The following is an 18,247-nucleotide window of genomic DNA, read 5'->3' on the forward strand; positions in this document are numbered from 1 at the left end:
CGGGGAGCCGGGGGCTAGTGGATTTCGGGGCCCGCGCCGGGAGTTGAGGTCCTCCCCGTCCCCGTGGCCCTGGCGGAGGCGCGCAGGCGCTCCAGTGCGGCCGGTGCTTCCTCGACCGTGTCGACGAGGGCGATACGGCTCTCCATGGCGCGGCCCTTGGCGAGGGACCGCAACAGCGGCCAGGCCGGGAGGCGTTCGGTCCAGTGGGTACGGTCCACCAGCACCATCGGGGTCGGTTCGCCGCGCGACTCGTAGTAGTTCGGGGTCGCGTTGTCGAAGATCTCCTGGACGGTGCCCGCCGCGCCGGGAAGGAAGACCACACCGGCGGTGCAGCGGGCCAGCAGTCCGTCCTCGCGGGTGGCGTTGGCGAAGTACTTGGCGATGTGCGAGGCGAAGGCGTTCGGCGGCTCGTGGCCGTAGAACCAGGTGGGGATGCCGACCGAGTCGCCGCCGGCGGGCCAGCGCTCGCGCACGGAGAAGGCGGCGTTCGCCCAGTCCGTGATGGACGGGGTGAAGGAGGGGGCCTTGGCGAGTACGTCGAGGGCCTCGGCCAGCACGGTGTCCTGGTGCGGGGCGCTGTACGCGCCGAGGTTCGCGGCCTCCATGGCGCCCGGGCCGCCGCCGGTGGCGACGGTGAGACCGGAGCGGGCGAGGGTGCGGCCGAGGTGAGCGGCGCCGGCGTAGGCGTCGGTGCCGCGGGCCATCGCGTGGCCCCCCATGACGCCCACCACGGGGGCGTCCAGGAGGTGTTCGTCGAGGGCGTCGGAGATGGCGTCGTCGTGCACCGAGCGGAGCATGGAGGCGAATATGTCGCCGTCGTTCTTGGTGCGTTGGAACCAGGTGTAGGCGAGGGCGTCGGGGGTGGCCTCGTAGCCGTCGGCGCGGAGGTGCTCGAAGAGGTGGTCCGGGGAGTAGAGGAGTCCTCGGTACGGGTCGAAGGGGAGGTTGGGGACCGGGGGGAAGACGAGGGCGCCGTCGGTGCGGACCTTGGTGGTGGCTTCTTCGGTCATGGGGCAGCCGAGGAAGACGGTTTCGCGGGTGTCGGTGGTGAGGAGGGCGTGGGTGCGGGTGGTCAGGTCGAGGGATTGGACGCGGTAGCCGGAGAGGGCGCCCTGGGTGGTGACTTGGTCGAATTGGGCGAGGGTTTCGATTTCGCGGGGCGGGGTTTGGGTGGGGGTGGGGTCTGGGTGTTGGGGCACGGGGTCATGGTAGGGGGATGGGGGTACGTCGCCGGGGTGGGCCGGGGGCGGGTGGGTGTCACTCCGTCGGGAGCGAGGGGGGACGTCGTGTCAGGGGGACAGGGGTGTGGCGGCCAGCGTGGCTACTGTCCAGGTCAGGGGGGTGAAGAGGGCGGCCAGGGCCAGGGCGCGGGTGGCGGCGGCGGTGCGGAGGGTTTGTGCGGGGGCGCCCTGGTGGCGGAGGGCCTGGGTGAGGGGGGCGCGGGACTGGCGGGATTCCAGGGCGGCGGTGAGGAGGGTGGCGCTGGTGCAGGCGAGCACGAGGGCGGCACCGAGGCCGGTGAGGGGGCCGAAGGAAGGGGCGGCGGGGGTGGCCGGCGAGTAGGGCGAGTAGAGGGTGGTGGCGGCGAGGAGGCCGGAGGCGGTGGCGCAGAGGATGCCCAGGGGGCGGCCGATGCGGCCGGCCTCGGCCTGGAGGGTGCGGCCCGCCAGCAGACGTACCGCACCGGGACGTACCGCCTGGAGCAGGAACCCGCACAGATGCACCAGGCCGGGACCGGCCAGCGCCAGCCCCGCCGCGGTGAGCAGCCAGCCTGCCAGTACCCCGGCCGGAGCGATCTCCGGGTGGCCCGGCAGCGGCAGGCCGCGCCCGGCGCCCCGGCTCGCGTAGGTCTCGACGGCGAGGCCGACGGCGGTCAGCGCGACCCCCCAGGGGAGCCCGGCGGGAGGCGCGGGGGCGGTGGTGCCGGGAGCCTTGGGGGTACGGGGGCGCAGGGCGAACGCGCTCGCGGCGGCCCCCGTGACCGGGACCAGGGCGAGCAGCATCGTGACGGCGGCCAGCGGCAACGGCCGGTCGGCGGCGAGGAGTTCGGCCGCCCGGCCGTCGAAGGGGAGGCCGGTGAGATCGCCGCGGAGGTGGAGGAAGACCAGGAGGGCGACCATGCTGCCGAGGGTGCAGGACAGGGTGGTCGACGCGGCGGCCGTGGCGGCCAGCCGGGCCGGGCCGAGGCCCACCGCCGACAGCCCGGGACGGGGCCGGGTGCTGGGATCGGTCCTGGCCACCGCCACCGCGAACTGCACGGTCGCGGCGAGCGGCACCAGGCACCACAGAAGGCGCAGCAGCGCGGGGACGGGGTGGGCGGGGTGCCCGATGGCGTACCCGAGGGTGCACAGCAGCAGGAAACCCACCCCGGCCGCGGCCGCCGCGACCAGCAGTCGGCGCAGCAGGACCAGGGGGTGGGCGCCCCGGGCTAGACGGAGAGCGAGCACGCGGCCCGGCCTTCCGCACCCGAGGTGTCCGAAGTCCCCTTGACCTGGACCGAGTTGACGCGGCGGCCGTCGACCAGCGTCACCGCACGGTCGGCCAGTGTCGCGATCTCGGGGTCGTGGGTGGCGAGGACGACCGTGATGCCGTGCGAGCGGGCCGCCGTGGTGAGGGTGCGCAGGACCTGGGCGCCGTCGCTCCGGTGCAGTACGGCGGTGGGCTCGTCGGCGAACAGGACCGTGGGGTGGGTGGCCAGCGCGCGGGCGATGGCGATGCGCTGGCGCTGCGACTGGAGAAGTGCGGCCGGGCGCTTGCGGGCGACGGCGCCGATGTCGAGACGCTCCAGCCACTCCATGGCGGTGCTCTTCGCCTCGCGGTGGCCGTGGCCGCGCAGGAGGAGGGGGAGCGCGGTGTTCTCCCAGGCGGTCAGCTCGGGGACGAGTGCGGGCTCCGGGTCGATCCAGGCGAACCGGTCCCGGCGCAGCCGCTCACGGGCGAGCGCGCCCATCGCGTGCACGGGGACGCTGTTGAACCACACCTCACCCTGTTCCGGGACGAGTTGACCGTTCAGGCAGGCGAGCAGGGTCGTCTTTCCGCTGCCTCGCGGGCCGGTCACGGCCAGGATCTCGCTCTCGCGGATACCGAGCGAGACGCCGGTGAGGGCGGGGGAGCCGCTGTGGGAGTGGTGCAGGGAACGGGCCCAGAGGACGTCGTTGTCCGGCGGGGCAGTGTCCGGCGGGACCGCCATGGCGTACACCTCTGTTCAGATCAGATTTCCCGTCCCCCTTGCGGGGGAACGAAAGACGGAGCCGATCGGTCACTGCGCACGGTAGGGATTCTCGGCGCGGTGAGAGGTGTGGCGCGGCAAACGAACGGCCCGGAGGCCTCCCGTTCTCACTGGAACGGGCGCATCCGGGCCGTACGAGCAGATCAACCCACAGGGGATCGAGCCGTTGGCGGACCGTCCTGCGCAGAGGCCGGCCCACCGAGGTCAGAGCTTGGTCCAGGCCTCCGTGAGGACCGCCCGCAGGATGCCCTCGATCTCGTCGAAGGTCTCCTGGGTGGAGATCAGCGGCGGGGCCAGCTGGACGACCGGGTCGCCACGGTCGTCGGCGCGGCAGTACAGGCCGTTCTCGTAGAGCGCCTTGGAGAGGAAGCCGTAGAGCACGCGCTCCGTCTCCTCGTCGGTGAAGGTCTCCTTGGTGGCCTTGTCCTTCACCAGCTCGATGCCGTAGAAGAAGCCGTTGCCGCGGACGTCGCCGACGATCGGCAGGTCGTGCAGCTTGCGGAGGGTCTGGTAGAACGCGTCCTCGTTGTCGAGCACGTGCTGGTTGAGGCCCTCACGCTCGAAGATGTCGAGGTTGGCGAGGCCGACCGCCGCGGAGACCGGGTGGCCACCGAAGGTGTAGCCGTGCAGGAAGGTGTTGTCGCCCTCGTAGAACGGCTCGGCGATCTTGTCGGAGATGATGCAGGCGCCGATCGGGGAGTAGCCCGAGGTCATGCCCTTGGCGCAGGTGATCATGTCCGGGACGTAACCGAACTTGTCGCAGGCGAACATCGTGCCGAGGCGGCCGAAGGCGCAGATGACCTCGTCGGAGACCAGCAGCACGTCGTACTTGTCGCAGATCTCGCGGACCCGCTGGAAGTAGCCGGGCGGCGGCGGGAAGCAGCCGCCGGCGTTCTGTACCGGCTCCAGGAAGACGGCGGCGACGGTCTCCGGGCCCTCGAACTGGATCTCCTGCTCGATCTGGTCGGCGGCCCAGCGGCCGAAGGCCTCCGGGTCGTCGCCGTGGATCGGGGCGCGGTAGATGTTGGTGTTCGGGACCTTGTGCGCGCCGGGGACGAGCGGCTCGAACGGGGCCTTGAGGGCCGGGAGTCCGGTGATCGACAGGGCGCCCTGCGGGGTGCCGTGGTAGGCGACCGCACGTGAGATGACCTTGTACTTGGTGTGCTGGCCGCGCAGCTTCCAGTACTGCTTGGCCAGCTTCCACGCGGTCTCGACGGCCTCGCCGCCACCCGTCGTGAAGAAGACCTTGTTGAGGTCGCCCGGCGCGTAGTGCGCGAGCCGCTCGGCCAGTTCGACGGCCTTGGGGTGGGCGTAGGACCAGACCGGGAAGAAGGCCAGTTCCTGGGCCTGCTTGTACGCGGTCTCGGCGAGCTCGTGACGGCCGTGGCCGGCGTTCACCACGAACAGGCCGGAGAGACCGTCGAGGTAGCGCTTGCCCTTGTCGTCGAAGATGTACGTTCCCTCGCCGCGCACGATGGTCGGCACGGGGGCGTTCTCGTACGACGACATGCGGGTGAAGTGCATCCACAGGTGGTCGTACGCGCTCTTCGAGAGGTCCTTGCCCGCAGGGCTGCTGGTGGCGTTGCTGGTGGCACTCACGGCTATCGGGTTCCCCACATATAGGTCTGCTTCTTGAGCTTGAGGTAAACGAAGCTCTCGGTGGAGCGCACTCCGGGAAGGGTCCGGATGCGTTTGTTGATCATCTCCAGGAGGTGGTCGTCGTCCTCGCAGACGATCTCCGCGAGCAGGTCGAAGGAGCCCGCCGTGACGACGACGTACTCCACTTCGTCCATGGCGGTGAGCGCGTCCGCGACCGGATCGAGGTCGCCCTCCACATTGATGCCGACCATCGCCTGACGCCGGAAGCCCACGGTGAGCGGGTCCGTGACGGCGACGATCTGCATGACGCCCTGATCGAGCAGCTTCTGTACCCGCTGGCGCACGGCGGCTTCGGAGAGGCCGACCGCCTTGCCTATGGCGGCGTACGGACGGCGTCCGTCCTCCTGGAGCTGCTGAATGATCGCCAGGGAGACGGAGTCGATCGCCGGGGAGCTTCCGCTGCCGGGCCTGGGTTCTGCGCTACGACTGACCACGAAGCCACTGTGCATGAGGTCTCGCCCGTCCCGCAAGTGGAAACCGATGAATTTCGTCGTCGGGAGGTCCAGATTTGACTGAATCCGAAGTTGTCGACGGGGAGGTATGTCGAATGCGTGGCCCGTCTGGCTAGGGTGGTGTCTCACCTGCCGGACATCGAAGCTGCCGGACATCCGAAGACATCGAAGAGGGAGAGTCGCCGTGACCACCGAGCTGCGCCGTCTGCGCAACTACATCGCCGGGGAGTTCCGGGACGCCGCCGACGGCCGGACCACCGAAGTGATCAACCCGGTGACGGGCGAGGCGTACGCGACCGCGCCGCTCTCCGGCCAGGAGGACGTGGACGCCGCGATGAAGGCTGCCGCCAAGGCGTTCCCCGCCTGGCGCGACCTCGTCCCCGCCGAGCGGCAGAAGGCGCTGCTGAAGATCGCGGACGCCTTCGAGGAGCGCGCCGAGGAGCTGATCGCCGCCGAGTCGGAGAACTGCGGCAAGCCGCTCGGCATCACCCGCACCGAGGAAATCCCGCCCATGGTCGACCAGATCCGCTTCTTCGCGGGTGCGGCCCGGATGCTGGAGGGCCGCAGCGCGGGCGAGTACATGGAGGGCCTGACCTCCCTCGTCCGCCGCGAGCCGGTCGGCGTCTGCGCGCAGGTCGCACCGTGGAACTACCCGATGATGATGGCCGTGTGGAAGTTCGCCCCGGCGCTCGCCGCGGGCAACACCGTCGTGCTGAAGCCGTCGGACACCACCCCCGCCTCGACGGTCCTGATGGCCGAGATCATCGGCGGGATCGTGCCCGAGGGCGTCTTCAACGTCGTCTGCGGCGACCGGGACACCGGCCGCGCGATGGTCGAGCACAAGATCCCCACGATGGCGTCCATCACCGGTTCCGTACGGGCCGGCATGCAGGTCGCCGAGTCGGCGGCCAAGGACCTCAAGCGGGTCCACCTGGAGCTGGGCGGCAAGGCACCGGTCGTGGTCTTCGAGGACACCGACATCGCCAAGGCCGTCGAGGACATCTCGGTGGCGGGCTTCTTCAACGCCGGCCAGGACTGCACGGCGGCCACCCGGGTCCTCGTGCAGGAGTCGATCCACGACGAGTTCGTGACCGCGCTCGCCAAGGCCGCGGCGGACACCAAGACCGGTCTGCCGGACGACGAGGACGTGCTCTACGGCCCGCTGAACAACGCCAACCAGCTGAAGCAGGTCTCCGGCTTCATCGACCGGCTCCCGGCCCACGCCAAGGTCGAGGCCGGTGGCCAACGGGTCGGCGACAAGGGTTACTTCTACGCCCCGACCGTCGTCTCCGGCCTCAAGCAGGACGACGAGATCATCCAGAACGAGGTCTTCGGGCCGGTCATCACCGTCCAGTCCTTCACGGACGAGGCGCAGGCTCTGGAGTGGGCCAACGGCGTCGAGTACGCGCTGGCCTCCAGCGTCTGGACCAAGGACCACGCGCGCGCCATGCGCATGTCCAAGAACCTCGACTTCGGCTGCGTGTGGATCAACACCCACATTCCGCTGGTCGCCGAGATGCCGCACGGCGGCTTCAAGCAGTCCGGCTACGGCAAGGACCTGTCGGGCTACGGCTTCGAGGACTACACCCGCATCAAGCACGTGATGACGTCCATCGAGGGCTGATCCGCGGCTGAGCGCCGGCCGCTCGACGGCTGGGACGGCTTGTGGGGCGGGCGGTAGACGAACTGTCTATTGCCCGCCCCTCGCACCTCGGGGAATGGTGAGCAACATGGGTGATCTTGGTCGCGTTCCGCGCCGTCTTTCGCGTTCTGTCTCGCGTCGTACGCTCCTTCGCGGAGCCGGATACGGAGTCGCTTCGACGGGTGCGCTCGCCGCGCTCACCGGCTGCGGTGTCCCGCCGGCCTACGTCAAGCCGGCCGACCGTACCGGCGAGGACTCCTCCGACCGGGAGAAGAACCTGACGTTCGCCAACTGGCCGCTCTACATCGACACCGATGAAGAGGACAAGTCCAAGCGGCCGACCCTGGTGGAGTTCCAGAAGCGCACCGGGATCTCCGTCCGGTACACCGAGGAGATCAACGACAACGACGAGTTCTTCGGCAAGGTCAGCCCGGCGCTGATGAACCACCAGGAGACCGGTCGCGACCTGATCGTCATCAGCGACTGGATGGCCGCCCGTTTCGTACGGCTCGGCTGGGTGCAGGAGATGGACCGGGCCAAGCAGCCCAACGTCGCCAAGTACCTGGACCCGCAGCTGCGCACTCCCGCCTTCGACAACGGCCGTCTGCACACCGTGCCCTGGCAGTCCGGGATCACCGGCATCGCGTACAACCGCAAGAAGCTCGGCCGCGAGATCAAGCACACCGCGGATCTGTGGCGCCCCGAACTCAAGGGCAAGGTCACCCTCTTCTCCGGTCTCGACGAGAGCTTCTCGCTGCTGATGCAGGGGCTCGGCGCGGACGTCACCCAGTGGACCGCCGACGACTTCCACGCGATGTGCGACCAGGTCGAGAAGCTGGTCAGGGCCAAGCACATCCGTCGCTTCACCGGCAACGACTACGTCAAGGACCTGGCCTCGGGCGATGTGCTGGCCTGCCAGGCGTACTCCGGTGACGTGATCCAGCTCCAGGCGGACAACCCGGACATCGAGTTCGTGGTGCCCCAGGAGGGTGCGGAACTCTGGGCCGAGTCGCTGATGATCCCCAACCTCGCCCAGCACAAGCGCAACGCCGAGAAGCTGATCGACTACTACTACGACCCCGAGGTCGCCGCCGAGCTGGCCACCTGGGTCAACTACGTCTGCCCGGTCCCGGCCGCCCGCGACATCATCGCCTCCTCCAAGGACGAGGAGGTCGCCGAACTGGCCGAGGACCCGCTGATCTTCCCCGACGGCGACGTCCGCAAGCGGCTCGCCATCGCGCGGGACATCACGGCGGAGGAGCGGCTGGAGTTCGCGAAGACGTGGAACGGGATCGTGGGGCTCTAAGGTTCCGGCGCGCAGGCACCCCGATCCTCTCGCACGCCCCCGCTGTGAAGGTCGGCGGGGGCATGTGAAGGCCGCGTAAAGGCAGTCGTACGCTGCGGACATGAACGAGCCCGCCGCCCATCTGAGGCGCATCCGCGTGTGGTTGATCTTCTTCATCGTGTGCCTGGTGCTCAGCGGACTGACCGCCTTCCCCCTGGTCACCGAGCTCAACTGGCTTACGGATGCCATGAGGTCGTCGCCGCTCCCCGAGCTGATGCCGGGCCTGATGGAGTGGATCGAACGCTGCCGCGACGGGCTGGCCGCCACCGAGGCCAAGTACCCCTTCATCCTGTACGGGACGGACTGGCTGGCCTTCGCGCATCTGGTGATCGCGGTCGCGTTCTACGGCCCCTACCGCGACCCGGTCCGCAACATCTGGGTGATCGAGTTCGGCATGATCGCCTGCGCCGGGATCATCCCGCTCGCGCTGATCTGCGGGCCGATCCGGGGCATTCCCTTCGGGTGGTCGCTGATCGACATGGCCTTCGGGGTGTTCGGCGTGATTCCGCTGGCGATCGTCCGGCGGAAGATCAAGCGGCTGGAGGCGCTGACGGCACCGGTCACGGTGGCGGGGTCGGCGCTCGCCTCTCTCCAGTAGGCGGGGGGGGCGGGTGGCCCGCCGGGGTGGCCGTCAGCGGCTGAAGGCGGCGCGGAGGATGCGCTCGGCGGTCGGGTTCATGCCCTTGCCCTTGGCATCCGTCGAGTTGACCGAGTGCACGAGGGTGCGTGAGAGGTCGCGGGTGCCGGCGATGACCGCGTTGTAGCCCCAGCGGCCGCCCGTCTTCAGCCAGAGGATCCGGCCGTTCCCCGCGTCGAAGCGCTGGAGGCCGACGCTCATGTTGGCGCCCGCGATGTCGGGGACCGTGAACATCTCCTCCAGCAGCGGGCCGCGCACCACCTGCCCGCGGAACAGTGCCTTGAGGAACTTCTCCAGGTCGGCGGTGGTGGAGACGAGGTCGCCCGCCGCCCAGCCGTCCGTGGTGCCCCACACGCTCACGTCGCGCAGTTCCGTCGAGCCGTCGGGCGTGGGGAAGACCTGGTAGCCGTGGTTGTGCGGACCCTTGATGCGGGGGCTGGTGCCCGGGAAGTACGTATCGTGCAGAGCGAGCGGGCGCAGGATGCGGCGGGCGACGGCTTCTTCGTACGAAGTGCCCGACACCTTCTCGACGAGGAGACCGGCGATCGTGTAGCCGATGTTGGTGTAGCGCTGCACCGTGCCGGGCTCCGTGCTGTCCTTCTCCTTCGCCGGAGAGGTCGCGGAAGCGATCATTCCGCGCGCGGTGTGGAGGTCGAAGCGGTGCTCGTACCACTCGGTCACGTTCTTGCCCGGGAAGTCGGGGGAGGGGATTCCGTGCGTGTGGTTGAGGAGCTGGCGGACCGTCACCTTGTCGTACGAGGCGGGGATCTCGGCCGGGAGGTAGGAGCGGGCGGGGCGGTCCAGGTCGACCTTGCCCTCGGCGGCCAGGCGCAGGACGGTCGCCGCGGTGAAGACCTTGGTGACCGAGCCGGCCCGGAAGCGGGCGTTCGGGTCGGCGGGACGGTGGGTGGTGAGGTCGTGGACGCCGGAACTGCCTCGCCAGTCCGCGCCGTTGCCGCCCACCCGTACGAGAGCGGCTGTGGTGTCCGCGTTCGGGAGTCCGGCGAGCGCGTCGCGGAGGGCCTTGGTGTCGGGGCCGGGACGCAGGGCCGTGGTGCCGGGGCCGGGAGTGTGCTGCGAGGCTGTTGCCGGGGTCTTGGCGAGGGCCGGTCCTGCGGCGATCGGGCCCGCCGCGATGCCGAGGACCAGAGCTGCGGCGAGGGCGGTGCGGGTGCGGGTGCCGTGGGGGTTGCTGAGGCGGTTCATGGCGGGGCCTTCCGGGTGGGGATTCCCCGTGGGGAGTCCGTAACTGCTGTGTGACTCCATCCTGTTGATCCCGCGGGGGATACGGATCGCCGGTGAGGGGGGTCCTGAGGTGCGGGTTCGCTCCCCCGGGCGGGGGAGGCGGCCAGTCCTGGATCCCCTGCCCGGGGGAGGCCGCCGACGGGTCAGCCCCCGCCCGTGGGGGCGATCAGCCCCGTCTCGTACGCGCGGATCACCGCCTGGATACGGTCGCGCAGCCCCAGCTTCGACAGCACATTGCCGACGTGCGTCTTCACGGTGTGCTCGCTGACGGTCAGCGCTTTCGCGATCTCCGCGTTGGAGAGGCCGCGCGCCAGATGGAGGAGGGTCTCGCGTTCGCGGGCCGTCAGGACGTCGAGCCCGTCGGAGGGCGGGGCGGCCGCGGGCCGGGAAGTGAACTCGGCGATCAGGCGGCGCGCCACCGACGGCGCGACCAGCGATTCCCCGGCCGCCACCACCCGTACCGCGTGCACCAGATCGTCCCGGCGTACGTCCTTGAGCAGGAAGCCACTGGCCCCCGCGTGCAGCGCGTCGTAGACGTAACTGTCGGAGTCGAAGGTCGTCAGCATCACGGTGCGGGTGGGGCCGGAGGCGGTGATGGTGCGGCAGGCCTCGATGCCGTCCATCAGCGGCATCCGGATGTCGAGCAGTGCGACCTCCGGTGCCAGCCGCCGTACCGCGTCGACGGCCGCCGCGCCGTCGCCCGCCTCCGCGACCACCTCGATGTCCGGCTGTGCGTCCAGGATCATCGCGAAGCCGCTGCGGACCAGCTCCTGGTCGTCCGCCACCACCACCCGGATGCTCAACCCGCCACCTCCGCGCGGAGGGTCGCGCTGACGGTGAAGCCGGTGCCGTCCGGGCCGGGGCCCGCCGTCGCGGAGCCGCCGTGGGCCGCCGCGCGTTCCTGGATGCCGAGCAGGCCGTGGCCTGCCGTGCGGGCCGCCGGATCGGGGCGGCCGCGACCGTCGTCGGTGACACTGAGGGTCAACTGGCACTCCTGGTAGTCGAGTTGAACACGGGCGTGCTGGGCGTCGGCGTGCTTGACGACGTTCGTCAGCGCTTCCTGCACGATGCGGTACGCCGTCGCGCCGAGCGCGGGGGAGAGGACGCGCGTGCGGCCGGTGATCTCGTACGTCACACAGAGGCCGCTGCGCTCCACCCGCTCCACCAGCAAGGGGAGTTCGCCCACACCGGGCTGGGGTGCGCGCGGCGCGAGCGGGTCGCCGGGGACGTCCCGCAGGACGCCCAGCATCTGCCGCAGCTGAGTCATCGCGTCCCGTCCCGCCGACGAGATCGCGTCGAACGCCGCTTCCGCCCGCTCGGGAGCGACCCTGACCGCCACAGGACCGGCCTCCGCCTGTACGACCATGATGCTCACCGCGTGCGAGAGGATGTCGTGCATCTCCCGCGCGATCCTGGCCCGTTCGCGGGCCGCCGCCTGCTCGGCCTCGATCCGGTTCGCCCGCTCCAGCTCGGCGGCGCGCTCCTCCACGGCCCGGGTGTACGCCTGCCGGGTGTGGGTCAGGCGGCCGAAGGCGTACGACGCACTGAAGACGACCAGTGTGAACGTCAGCTCCCGCAGCCAGTCGTCCCGCCCGCGCAGCACCACCGAGACGGTGGCGATCACCAGTGTCATCGACCCCGCGAGCTGCCTGGTGCGGGCGGGCGAGAGTGCCGCGACCGAGTACAGGGCGACCATGCTGGTGTACGGCAGCGACTGCCCGGGGCCGTCGACGGCGGCCCCGTACAGGCCCTGCGTGCACATCACCGCCACCAGCACCGCAAGCGGTGCGCGGCGCCGCCACACCAGCGGCACCACGGTCAGCGTGGTCAGGGCGTACGCGGCGAGCGTCGCCGGTTCCTGGCCCGGCGGCCTGGGGATCAACCACGGGATACTGCACGCCAGTTGGACCAGCAGGGCGACGCCTGTGTCGGCGGCCCAGGGGTGCGCGAGCAGGGCGCGCAGCCGGAGTGCGAGCACGGTGCGCAGCCGGTGTGCGAGCGGGCTGCTCGGCATCGGTCCGCTCATCCGCGCTTGACGGCCACCGCGCCGAACTGCGCCACCGAGGGGCCCTCGCCGCGCCACCGCGCGCAGGACACGATGCCCGGCTCCAGGATCTCCAGGCCGTCGAGGAACGAGGCGAACTCGGCGCCGGTACGGGCGGTGATCGGCGGGGTCGCGTTCTCGTTCCAGAACGCCATCGCGGCCTCGTTGCCCTCGCCGCCCAGCTCCAGGGTGGGGTGGGTGATCGCGAGGTGGCTGCCCGCCGGGAGGGCGTCCATGAGGGTGCGTACGATCGACCGGGCCTCGGCCGTGTCGGCGACGAAGTTGAGGATGCCCAGCAGCATCAACGCCACCGGCCGGTCCAGGTCCAGGGTCCGCCCCGCCTCCTTGAGGATGGCGTCGGGGTCGTGGGCGTCCGCGTCTATGTAGGCGGTAAGGCCCTCGGGGGTGCCGGTCAGCAGGGCGCGGGCGTGGGCCAGCACGACCGGGTCGTTGTCGACGTACACGATCCGGGCGTCGGGGGCGATGCGCTGGGCGACCTGGTGCGTGTTCTCGGCGGTGGGCAGCCCGGTGCCGACGTCCAGGAACTGGCGCAGGCCCGCCTCGCCCGCCAGGTAGGACACCGAGCGGCCGAGGAACTGCCGGTCGGCACGCGCCACTTCACCGATGCTCGGATAGAAGGACGTGACCGTGTCGCCCACCGCCGTGTCCACGGGGTAGTGGTCCTTGCCGCCGAGCCAGTAGTTCCAGACGCGGGCGTTGTGGGCGACGTCGGTGCGGATGGCTTCAGGCATGGGGATTCTCTCTCCTCCAGGACGGGGGCGCGCGGGGTGCGGAGTGCGCCGGGCCATCATGCCGGACGGGCAACTGGTGGGAGAGGGGAGGGGGTTGGGGCGAGCGGGCTCTCAGCGCCCGCATCCCCTATGCCGCCCGGTACCTGGCCACCTCCGCCGCCAGTGCGTCGAGGCGGTTGGTGGTGACGGCGTCGACGCCCGCGGCCAGCACCCGGCGGATGCTCCGGCGGGTGTCGGGGGTCCAGGCGGCGACGAGCAGGCCGTCGCGGTGCACGCGGTCCACCAGCTCCCCGTCGACGAGACCGAAACGGTAGTTGAGCCAGCGCGGGGTGATCGACTCCAGCAGCACCGGCCGGGGCGGTGCCACCGACTGCCAGCTCAGCGCGATCTCGGCGTGCGGGTCGGCCGCCCGTACCCGCAGCATCGCGGTCGGATTGCCGCAGTAGTACGTCCGCTCGCTCGCCCCGGCCTCGTGCACCACCCCGACCACCTTGCGCACCATCGCGTCCCGGGCGCCGTCCGGCAGGTCGATCAGCAGCCGGCGGCCGCCCACCGCGAGGAGCGCCTCCCGCAGCGACGGCACCCCGCTCCCGGGCGCGGAGCTCCCGGCCGTCCCGGTCAGCCCGTCCAGCTCGGCCTTCGTGAGGTCGGCCAGCCAGCGGTCGTGGCCCCAGAGCCGCTCCAGCGTCTCGTCGTGGAGGAGGACGGGGACGCCGTCGCGGGTCAGCCGCACGTCGACCTCGACCGCGTCGGCGCCGTGCTCCAGCGCCGAGCGGATCGAGTCGAGCGTGTTCTCCCGGAAGCGGTAGAGGTCTCCGCGGTGGGCCACGGCGAGGACGGCGGCAGCGGTACGGGGGCGGGTGCCGGTACCGGCGTGGGTACGGATGCTGCTGTCGGTGCTCATGGGGTCATTGTTGGGGAGTGGCGGGCGCCCCGCTCGGGTTCCCGGAGCCTGTGTCCGGTCGGGCCCGGGGTGGGGACACGGGTGGGGACACCGGCCCTCAGTGCTCGGAGAGCCACTTCTCCGTGTAGGCGTCGATCTCGGAGGCCAGTGCGGCCTTGCCCGCCGGGTCGAGGAAGGAGGCCTCCACGGCGTTCTTCGCGAGGGCCGCCAGGCCCCGCTCGTCCAGGTCGAGGAGGCGGGCCGCGACCACGTACTCGTTGTTGAGGTCGGTGCCGAACATCGGCGGGTCGTCGCTGTTGATGGTGACGACGCAGCCCGCGGCGACCATCTCCTTGATCGGGTGCTCGTCGAGGTGCGCGACCGCGCGGGTGGCGATGTTGGAGGTCGGGCAGACCTCCAGCGGGATGCGGTGCTCGGCCAGGTGTGCCAGCAGCTTCGGGTCCTGGGTGGCGCTGGTGCCGTGGCCGATGCGCTCGGCGCGCAGGTCGGTCAGGGCGGACCAGATGGTCTCCGGGCCGGTGGTCTCGCCCGCGTGCGGGACGGAGTGCAGGCCGACCGCGATGGCCCGGTCGAAGTACGGCTTGAACTGCGGGCGCGGTACGCCGATCTCGGGGCCGCCGAGGCCGAAGGAGACCAGGCCCTCGGGGCGGTGCTCGACGGCCAGCCGTACCGTCTCCTCCGCCGACTCCAGCCCTGCCTCGCCGGGGATGTCGAAGCACCAGCGCAGTACGACGCCCAGCTCGGCCTCGGCGGCCTTGCGGGCGTCCTCGATGGCGTCCATGAACGCCTGCGGGTCGATGCCGCGGCGGGTCGAGCTGTACGGAGTGATGGTCAGCTCCGCGTACCGGATGTTCTGCCGGGCCATGTCGCGGGCCACCTCGAAGGTCAGCAGGCGGACGTCCTCGGGGGTGCGGATGAGGTCGACCACCGACAGGTACACGTCGATGAAGTGCGCGAAGTCGGTGAAGGTGAAGAAGTCGACGAGCTTGTGCGAGTCGGCGGGCACCTTGGAGTCGGGGTGCCTGGCGGCGAGTTCGGCGACGATGCGCGGGGAGGCGGATCCGACGTGGTGCACATGCAGTTCTGCCTTGGGCAGGCCCGCGACGAAGGGGCGCAGGTCGGTCATCGGATCCTCCTGGTGCGGCCGGTACGGGGGTGTACCGGGGGTTGTTCTGCGGTGGAGCACGCATGGGGCCCCGGTGCGGGTACGCACGCGCGGGTGCGCGTGGGTCTCCGGGGCGGCCCGGGATCATCGTAGGCGGCGCGCTGGGCCATGTGGGGGACGCCGTAGCATGACGGGGAATCGCAATGGGGGAGGGTCCATGTCGGACAACACACCAGAGACTTCCGGGCCACAGCCCTCGGAGCCGCAGCCGCAGCCGCAGCCTTACGGGCCGTCGTCCCCGGCACCGCAGTCCCCGGGCGGGCAGCCCGCCGGGGCGCCGGACCCCTGGGCGCCGCCGGCGGACTCCGGGAACCGGGTGCCGCTGAGCAAGCCCGCGCCCGCGCCGCAGGACGCGCCGCCGACCGCGAGCCCGGTGCACGACCAGCCGACGGTGACGTCGATGCCGGGGGCACCGGCCGCCCCTGGCACGTACGGGTATCCGACCGCGGGGACGCCGGGGGAGTACGGGTATCCGCCGGCCTATCCGGGTGGGGCCACGGTGCCCGGGGTGCCGGGAGCGCCGGGTCCTTCGCCGTACGACGCCGGATACGCGGGCTACCCCGGCTACCCGGGTTACGCCGGGGCGAACGGCTGGACCGGCCAGATGGCGCCGCAGAACGGCATGGGCATCGCGGCGATGGTGCTGGGCATCCTCTCCATCTGCCTGTTCTGCCTGTACGGAGTGCTGAGCATCATCCTCGGCGCGCTGGGCCTGATCTTCGGCATCATCGGCCGCAAGAAGGCGGAGCGGGGCGAGGCCAACAACGGCGGTATGGCGCTGGCCGGCATCATCACCGGATCGATCGGTCTGGCCATCGGGTTCGTCATCATCGGATTCATCGTCTGGGCGGTGGCCACCAACCGCTAGGCCGGGGCGGGGCGGACTCCTCAGCCCCCCGCCGCCAGCCTCCCCCTCGCCTCCATCAGCGCGAACCCCAGCAGATTCAGCCCCCGCCACTGCGCCGGGTCCTCGGCGCGGGGGTCGTCCGCCGTCAGGCCGATGCCCCATATGCGGTCCATGGGGCTCGCCTCGACGAGCACCCGGGAGCCGGTGCCCAGCAGATACGCGCCCAGGTCCGCGTGCCGGCCGAACTTGTGGACGTTGCCCTCCACCACGATCCCGTACCGCTCCCGCTCCCAGACGGCACCGTCGAAGCCCCGGACCAGTCGGCCCGCCTTCTTCGCCTCGGCGGGCGAGGACGCGTCGAGGGCCGCCCGCTCCGCCTGCGGGTCGCCGAACAGCACCGCCTTGCGCGCCATCATCCAGTGCTCCGCCGTCGCGTAACGCACCCCGTCCACGGTGAACGGGGACTCCCACCACTGGCTGAAAATGCTCGGACCGAGCGATCCGTCCGGTCGCGGTCGGTGACCCCAGAAGTGCAGGAACTTGACCCGCTCCCCCTGCTTGACCTGCGCTGCAAGCTCTTCGATCTTCCCCATGCATGCGAGTCTGGCATCCGCCACTGACACTCCGTACGGTATTTCGACGCCGACTCGACACACGGTCGACCGAATCCGTCGCGTAACCAAAAGGCAACAACGGAATCACTTGTTGGTGGCTTCCTGCTCTGTCAGGATCGGCAATCAAATCAAGCTGGAGCTACGCCGACCCCCGTATGACGGGGTGAGCGGCGGAGGAGAGCGTCATGGGCAACCGCTTCCAGGTGCAGGACCGTTTCGAAGGCGGCGCACAGTACATCGGCGGGCAGTTGCGGCCCGGTACCTCGGGTCGCAGTCACACGGTCGTCAACCCCGCCACGGGCGAGGGGATCTACACCTACGAGCTGGCCGGAAGAGACGACGTCGACGCCGCGGTCGCCGCGGCCAAGGCGGCGTTCCCCGGCTGGTCGGGGGCCACCCCCGGCGAGCGGTCCGACGTCATGCACCGCTTCGCCGCGGTCCTCGCCGAGCAGGCGGACGACTTCGCGTACGCCGAGTCGCTCCAGTGCGGCAAGCCGATCAAGCTCTCCAAGGAGTTCGACGTACCGGGAACGGTCGACAACGTCGCCTTCTTCGCGGGCGCCGCCCGTCATCTGGAGGGCAAGTCGGCGGGGGAGTACGACGGTGACCACACCTCGTACATCCGCCGCGAGGCGATCGGTGTCGTCGGCTCGATCGCACCCTGGAACTACCCGCTCCAGATGGCCGCCTGGAAGGTTCTTCCGGCCATCGCGGCGGGCAACACCATCGTGCTGAAGCCTGCCGAGCTGACCCCGCTGACCTCGATCATGTTCGCCCAGGCGGCCAAGGAGGCCGGTCTGCCGGACGGCGTCGTCAATGTCGTCACCGGCGCGGGCAAGGATGCGGGCGAGCACCTCGTCGGCCACCCCGATGTCGCCATGACCTCCTTCACCGGCTCCACCCCGGTCGGCAAGCGGGTCGCCGAGATCGCCACCTCGACGGTCAAGCGGCTCCACCTCGAACTGGGCGGCAAGGCCCCGTTCCTGGTCTTCGACGACGCCGACCTGGAGGCCGCCGTCCACGGCGCGGTAGCCGGCTCTCTCATCAACACCGGTCAGGACTGCACCGCCGCCACCCGCGCCTACGTCCAGCGTCCGCTGTACGACGCCTTCGTGAGCGGCGTCGCCGCCCTCATGGAGTCCGTCCGGCTCGGCGACCCGTTCGCGGAGTCGACCGACCTCGGCCCGCTCATCAGCTTCGCCCAGCGCGACCGCGTCGCCGCCCTCGTCGACCGCGCCCGTGCCTACGCGCGCATCGTCACCGGCGGCGAAGCCCCGCAGGGCGACCTCAAGGACGGCGCCTACTACCGTCCGACCCTGATCGCCGACGCTCCCCAGGACAGCGAGATCGTCCAGGACGAGATCTTCGGTCCGGTGCTCGTGGTGCTCCCCTTCGACAGCGACGAAGAGGGCATCGCGCTCGCCAACGACACCCCGTACGGTCTGGCCGCCTCGGCCTGGACCCGGGACGTGTTCCGCGCCAACCGCGCCACCCGCGAGATCAAGGCGGGCTGTGTGTGGGTCAACGACCACATCCCGATCCTCAGCGAAATGCCGCACGGCGGATACAAGGCCAGCGGCTTCGGCAAGGACATGTCGGCGTACTCCTTCGAGGAGTACACGCAGGTCAAGCACGTCATGTTCGACAACACCGCGGTGGCCCGCAAGGACTGGCACCGCACGATCTTCGGGGACCGATAAAGAGTCCGCTCG

General features: G+C 70.7%; 17 protein-coding genes. 5 read left to right on the forward strand and 12 right to left on the reverse strand.

Features of this window, described 5'->3' with window-relative positions; translation table 11 throughout:
- Positions 1–14: 14 nt before the first annotated feature.
- The 5 genes from ACIA73_RS21855 to ACIA73_RS21875 form a co-directional block, all read right to left on the reverse strand.
- The gene (locus ACIA73_RS21855) at positions 15–1,199 is read right to left on the reverse strand and encodes an LOG family protein (protein ID WP_399440285.1); all 1,185 of its coding nucleotides are present in this window, start codon (positions 1,197–1,199) and stop codon (positions 15–17) included.
- Positions 1,200–1,289: 90 nt separating this feature from the next.
- The gene (locus ACIA73_RS21860; protein WP_399440286.1) at positions 1,290–2,447 is read right to left on the reverse strand and encodes a hypothetical protein; all 1,158 of its coding nucleotides are present in this window, start codon (positions 2,445–2,447) and stop codon (positions 1,290–1,292) included.
- Positions 2,429–3,190, reverse strand: coding sequence for an ABC transporter ATP-binding protein (locus tag ACIA73_RS21865; RefSeq protein ID WP_399440287.1), 762 nt, complete (start codon positions 3,188–3,190; stop codon positions 2,429–2,431). The genes ACIA73_RS21860 and ACIA73_RS21865 overlap by 19 nt, the downstream gene beginning before the upstream one ends.
- Before the next feature lie 243 nt (positions 3,191–3,433).
- On the reverse strand, positions 3,434–4,846 hold the full coding sequence (locus ACIA73_RS21870) for an aspartate aminotransferase family protein (RefSeq protein WP_399440288.1): 1,413 nt from the start codon (positions 4,844–4,846) through the stop codon (positions 3,434–3,436).
- Positions 4,831–5,322 (reverse strand): Lrp/AsnC family transcriptional regulator, encoded by a 492-nt coding sequence (locus tag ACIA73_RS21875; protein WP_399440289.1) that lies wholly within the window; start codon positions 5,320–5,322, stop codon positions 4,831–4,833. The genes ACIA73_RS21870 and ACIA73_RS21875 overlap by 16 nt, the downstream gene beginning before the upstream one ends.
- Positions 5,323–5,524: 202 nt before the next feature.
- Between ACIA73_RS21875 and ACIA73_RS21880 the strand changes: the two genes are divergently transcribed.
- The 3 genes from ACIA73_RS21880 to ACIA73_RS21890 all read left to right on the forward strand — a co-directional run bounded on the left by ACIA73_RS21880 (position 5,525) and on the right by ACIA73_RS21890 (position 8,925).
- Positions 5,525–6,964 (forward strand): gamma-aminobutyraldehyde dehydrogenase, encoded by a 1,440-nt coding sequence (locus tag ACIA73_RS21880; protein WP_399440290.1) that lies wholly within the window; start codon positions 5,525–5,527, stop codon positions 6,962–6,964.
- Positions 6,965–7,070: 106 nt separating this feature from the next.
- A complete protein-coding gene (locus ACIA73_RS21885) occupies positions 7,071–8,288 on the forward strand; it encodes a spermidine/putrescine ABC transporter substrate-binding protein (protein ID WP_399440291.1) in 1,218 nt (405 codons plus the stop codon).
- A 100-nt stretch (positions 8,289–8,388) separates the two neighbouring features.
- On the forward strand, positions 8,389–8,925 hold the full coding sequence (locus tag ACIA73_RS21890) for a hypothetical protein (protein ID WP_399440292.1): 537 nt from the start codon (positions 8,389–8,391) through the stop codon (positions 8,923–8,925).
- A gap of 33 nt (positions 8,926–8,958) precedes the next feature.
- Here ACIA73_RS21890 and ACIA73_RS21895 read toward each other — a convergent pair whose 3' ends face one another.
- The 6 genes from ACIA73_RS21895 to ACIA73_RS21920 form a co-directional block, all read right to left on the reverse strand.
- Positions 8,959–10,170, reverse strand: coding sequence for a serine hydrolase domain-containing protein (locus tag ACIA73_RS21895; protein ID WP_399440293.1), 1,212 nt, complete (start codon positions 10,168–10,170; stop codon positions 8,959–8,961).
- A gap of 182 nt (positions 10,171–10,352) precedes the next feature.
- Complete coding sequence (locus tag ACIA73_RS21900; RefSeq protein ID WP_399440294.1) at positions 10,353–11,012, reverse strand: response regulator; 660 nt, start codon at positions 11,010–11,012, stop codon at positions 10,353–10,355.
- Positions 11,009–12,223 (reverse strand): sensor histidine kinase, encoded by a 1,215-nt coding sequence (locus ACIA73_RS21905; protein ID WP_399440295.1) that lies wholly within the window; start codon positions 12,221–12,223, stop codon positions 11,009–11,011. Before ACIA73_RS21905 ends, ACIA73_RS21900 begins: the two co-directional genes overlap by 4 nt.
- Before the next feature lie 8 nt (positions 12,224–12,231).
- On the reverse strand, positions 12,232–13,005 hold the full coding sequence (locus ACIA73_RS21910; protein WP_399440296.1) for an SAM-dependent methyltransferase: 774 nt from the start codon (positions 13,003–13,005) through the stop codon (positions 12,232–12,234).
- A gap of 127 nt (positions 13,006–13,132) precedes the next feature.
- Positions 13,133–13,909 (reverse strand): glycerophosphodiester phosphodiesterase, encoded by a 777-nt coding sequence (locus tag ACIA73_RS21915; protein ID WP_399440297.1) that lies wholly within the window; start codon positions 13,907–13,909, stop codon positions 13,133–13,135.
- Positions 13,910–14,006: 97 nt separating this feature from the next.
- Positions 14,007–15,035 (reverse strand): adenosine deaminase, encoded by a 1,029-nt coding sequence (locus ACIA73_RS21920; RefSeq protein ID WP_399440298.1) that lies wholly within the window; start codon positions 15,033–15,035, stop codon positions 14,007–14,009.
- Positions 15,036–15,231: 196 nt separating this feature from the next.
- Here ACIA73_RS21920 and ACIA73_RS21925 point away from each other — a divergent pair, with 196 nt between their 5' ends.
- Positions 15,232–15,942: a DUF4190 domain-containing protein gene (locus tag ACIA73_RS21925; RefSeq protein WP_399440299.1), complete on the forward strand. Its 711-nt coding sequence runs from the start codon at positions 15,232–15,234 to the stop codon at positions 15,940–15,942.
- A gap of 20 nt (positions 15,943–15,962) precedes the next feature.
- Here the strand turns inward: ACIA73_RS21925 and ACIA73_RS21930 are convergent, their stop codons facing one another.
- Positions 15,963–16,514 (reverse strand): NADAR family protein, encoded by a 552-nt coding sequence (locus ACIA73_RS21930; protein ID WP_399440300.1) that lies wholly within the window; start codon positions 16,512–16,514, stop codon positions 15,963–15,965.
- Between the two features lie 206 nt (positions 16,515–16,720).
- On the opposite strand from ACIA73_RS21930, the gene ACIA73_RS21935 reads away from it, so the two are divergent.
- A complete protein-coding gene (locus ACIA73_RS21935) occupies positions 16,721–18,235 on the forward strand; it encodes a gamma-aminobutyraldehyde dehydrogenase (RefSeq protein ID WP_399440301.1) in 1,515 nt (504 codons plus the stop codon).
- The last annotated feature ends 12 nt before the right edge of the window (positions 18,236–18,247 follow it).

Source organism: Streptomyces sp. NPDC051561 (assembly GCF_044454195.1).
Taxonomy (GTDB): Bacteria; Actinomycetota; Actinomycetes; order Streptomycetales; family Streptomycetaceae; genus Streptomyces.

What these genes read in the sequence shown, in the direction of transcription:
- ACIA73_RS21865 (WP_399440287.1), bottom strand. Translation starts at nt 3,190, where the DNA reads ATGGCGGTCCCGCCGGACACTGCCCCGCCGGACAACGACGTCCTCTGG.
- ACIA73_RS21885 (WP_399440291.1), top strand. Translation starts at nt 7,071, where the DNA reads ATGGGTGATCTTGGTCGCGTTCCGCGCCGTCTTTCGCGTTCTGTCTCG.
- ACIA73_RS21890 (WP_399440292.1), top strand. Translation starts at nt 8,389, where the DNA reads ATGAACGAGCCCGCCGCCCATCTGAGGCGCATCCGCGTGTGGTTGATC.
- ACIA73_RS21895 (WP_399440293.1), bottom strand. Translation starts at nt 10,170, where the DNA reads ATGAACCGCCTCAGCAACCCCCACGGCACCCGCACCCGCACCGCCCTC.
- ACIA73_RS21905 (WP_399440295.1), bottom strand. Translation starts at nt 12,223, where the DNA reads ATGCCGAGCAGCCCGCTCGCACACCGGCTGCGCACCGTGCTCGCACTC.
- ACIA73_RS21910 (WP_399440296.1), bottom strand. Translation starts at nt 13,005, where the DNA reads ATGCCTGAAGCCATCCGCACCGACGTCGCCCACAACGCCCGCGTCTGG.
- ACIA73_RS21915 (WP_399440297.1), bottom strand. Translation starts at nt 13,909, where the DNA reads ATGAGCACCGACAGCAGCATCCGTACCCACGCCGGTACCGGCACCCGC.
- ACIA73_RS21920 (WP_399440298.1), bottom strand. Translation starts at nt 15,035, where the DNA reads ATGACCGACCTGCGCCCCTTCGTCGCGGGCCTGCCCAAGGCAGAACTG.
- ACIA73_RS21925 (WP_399440299.1), top strand. Translation starts at nt 15,232, where the DNA reads ATGTCGGACAACACACCAGAGACTTCCGGGCCACAGCCCTCGGAGCCG.
- ACIA73_RS21930 (WP_399440300.1), bottom strand. Translation starts at nt 16,514, where the DNA reads ATGGGGAAGATCGAAGAGCTTGCAGCGCAGGTCAAGCAGGGGGAGCGG.
- ACIA73_RS21935 (WP_399440301.1), top strand. Translation starts at nt 16,721, where the DNA reads ATGGGCAACCGCTTCCAGGTGCAGGACCGTTTCGAAGGCGGCGCACAG.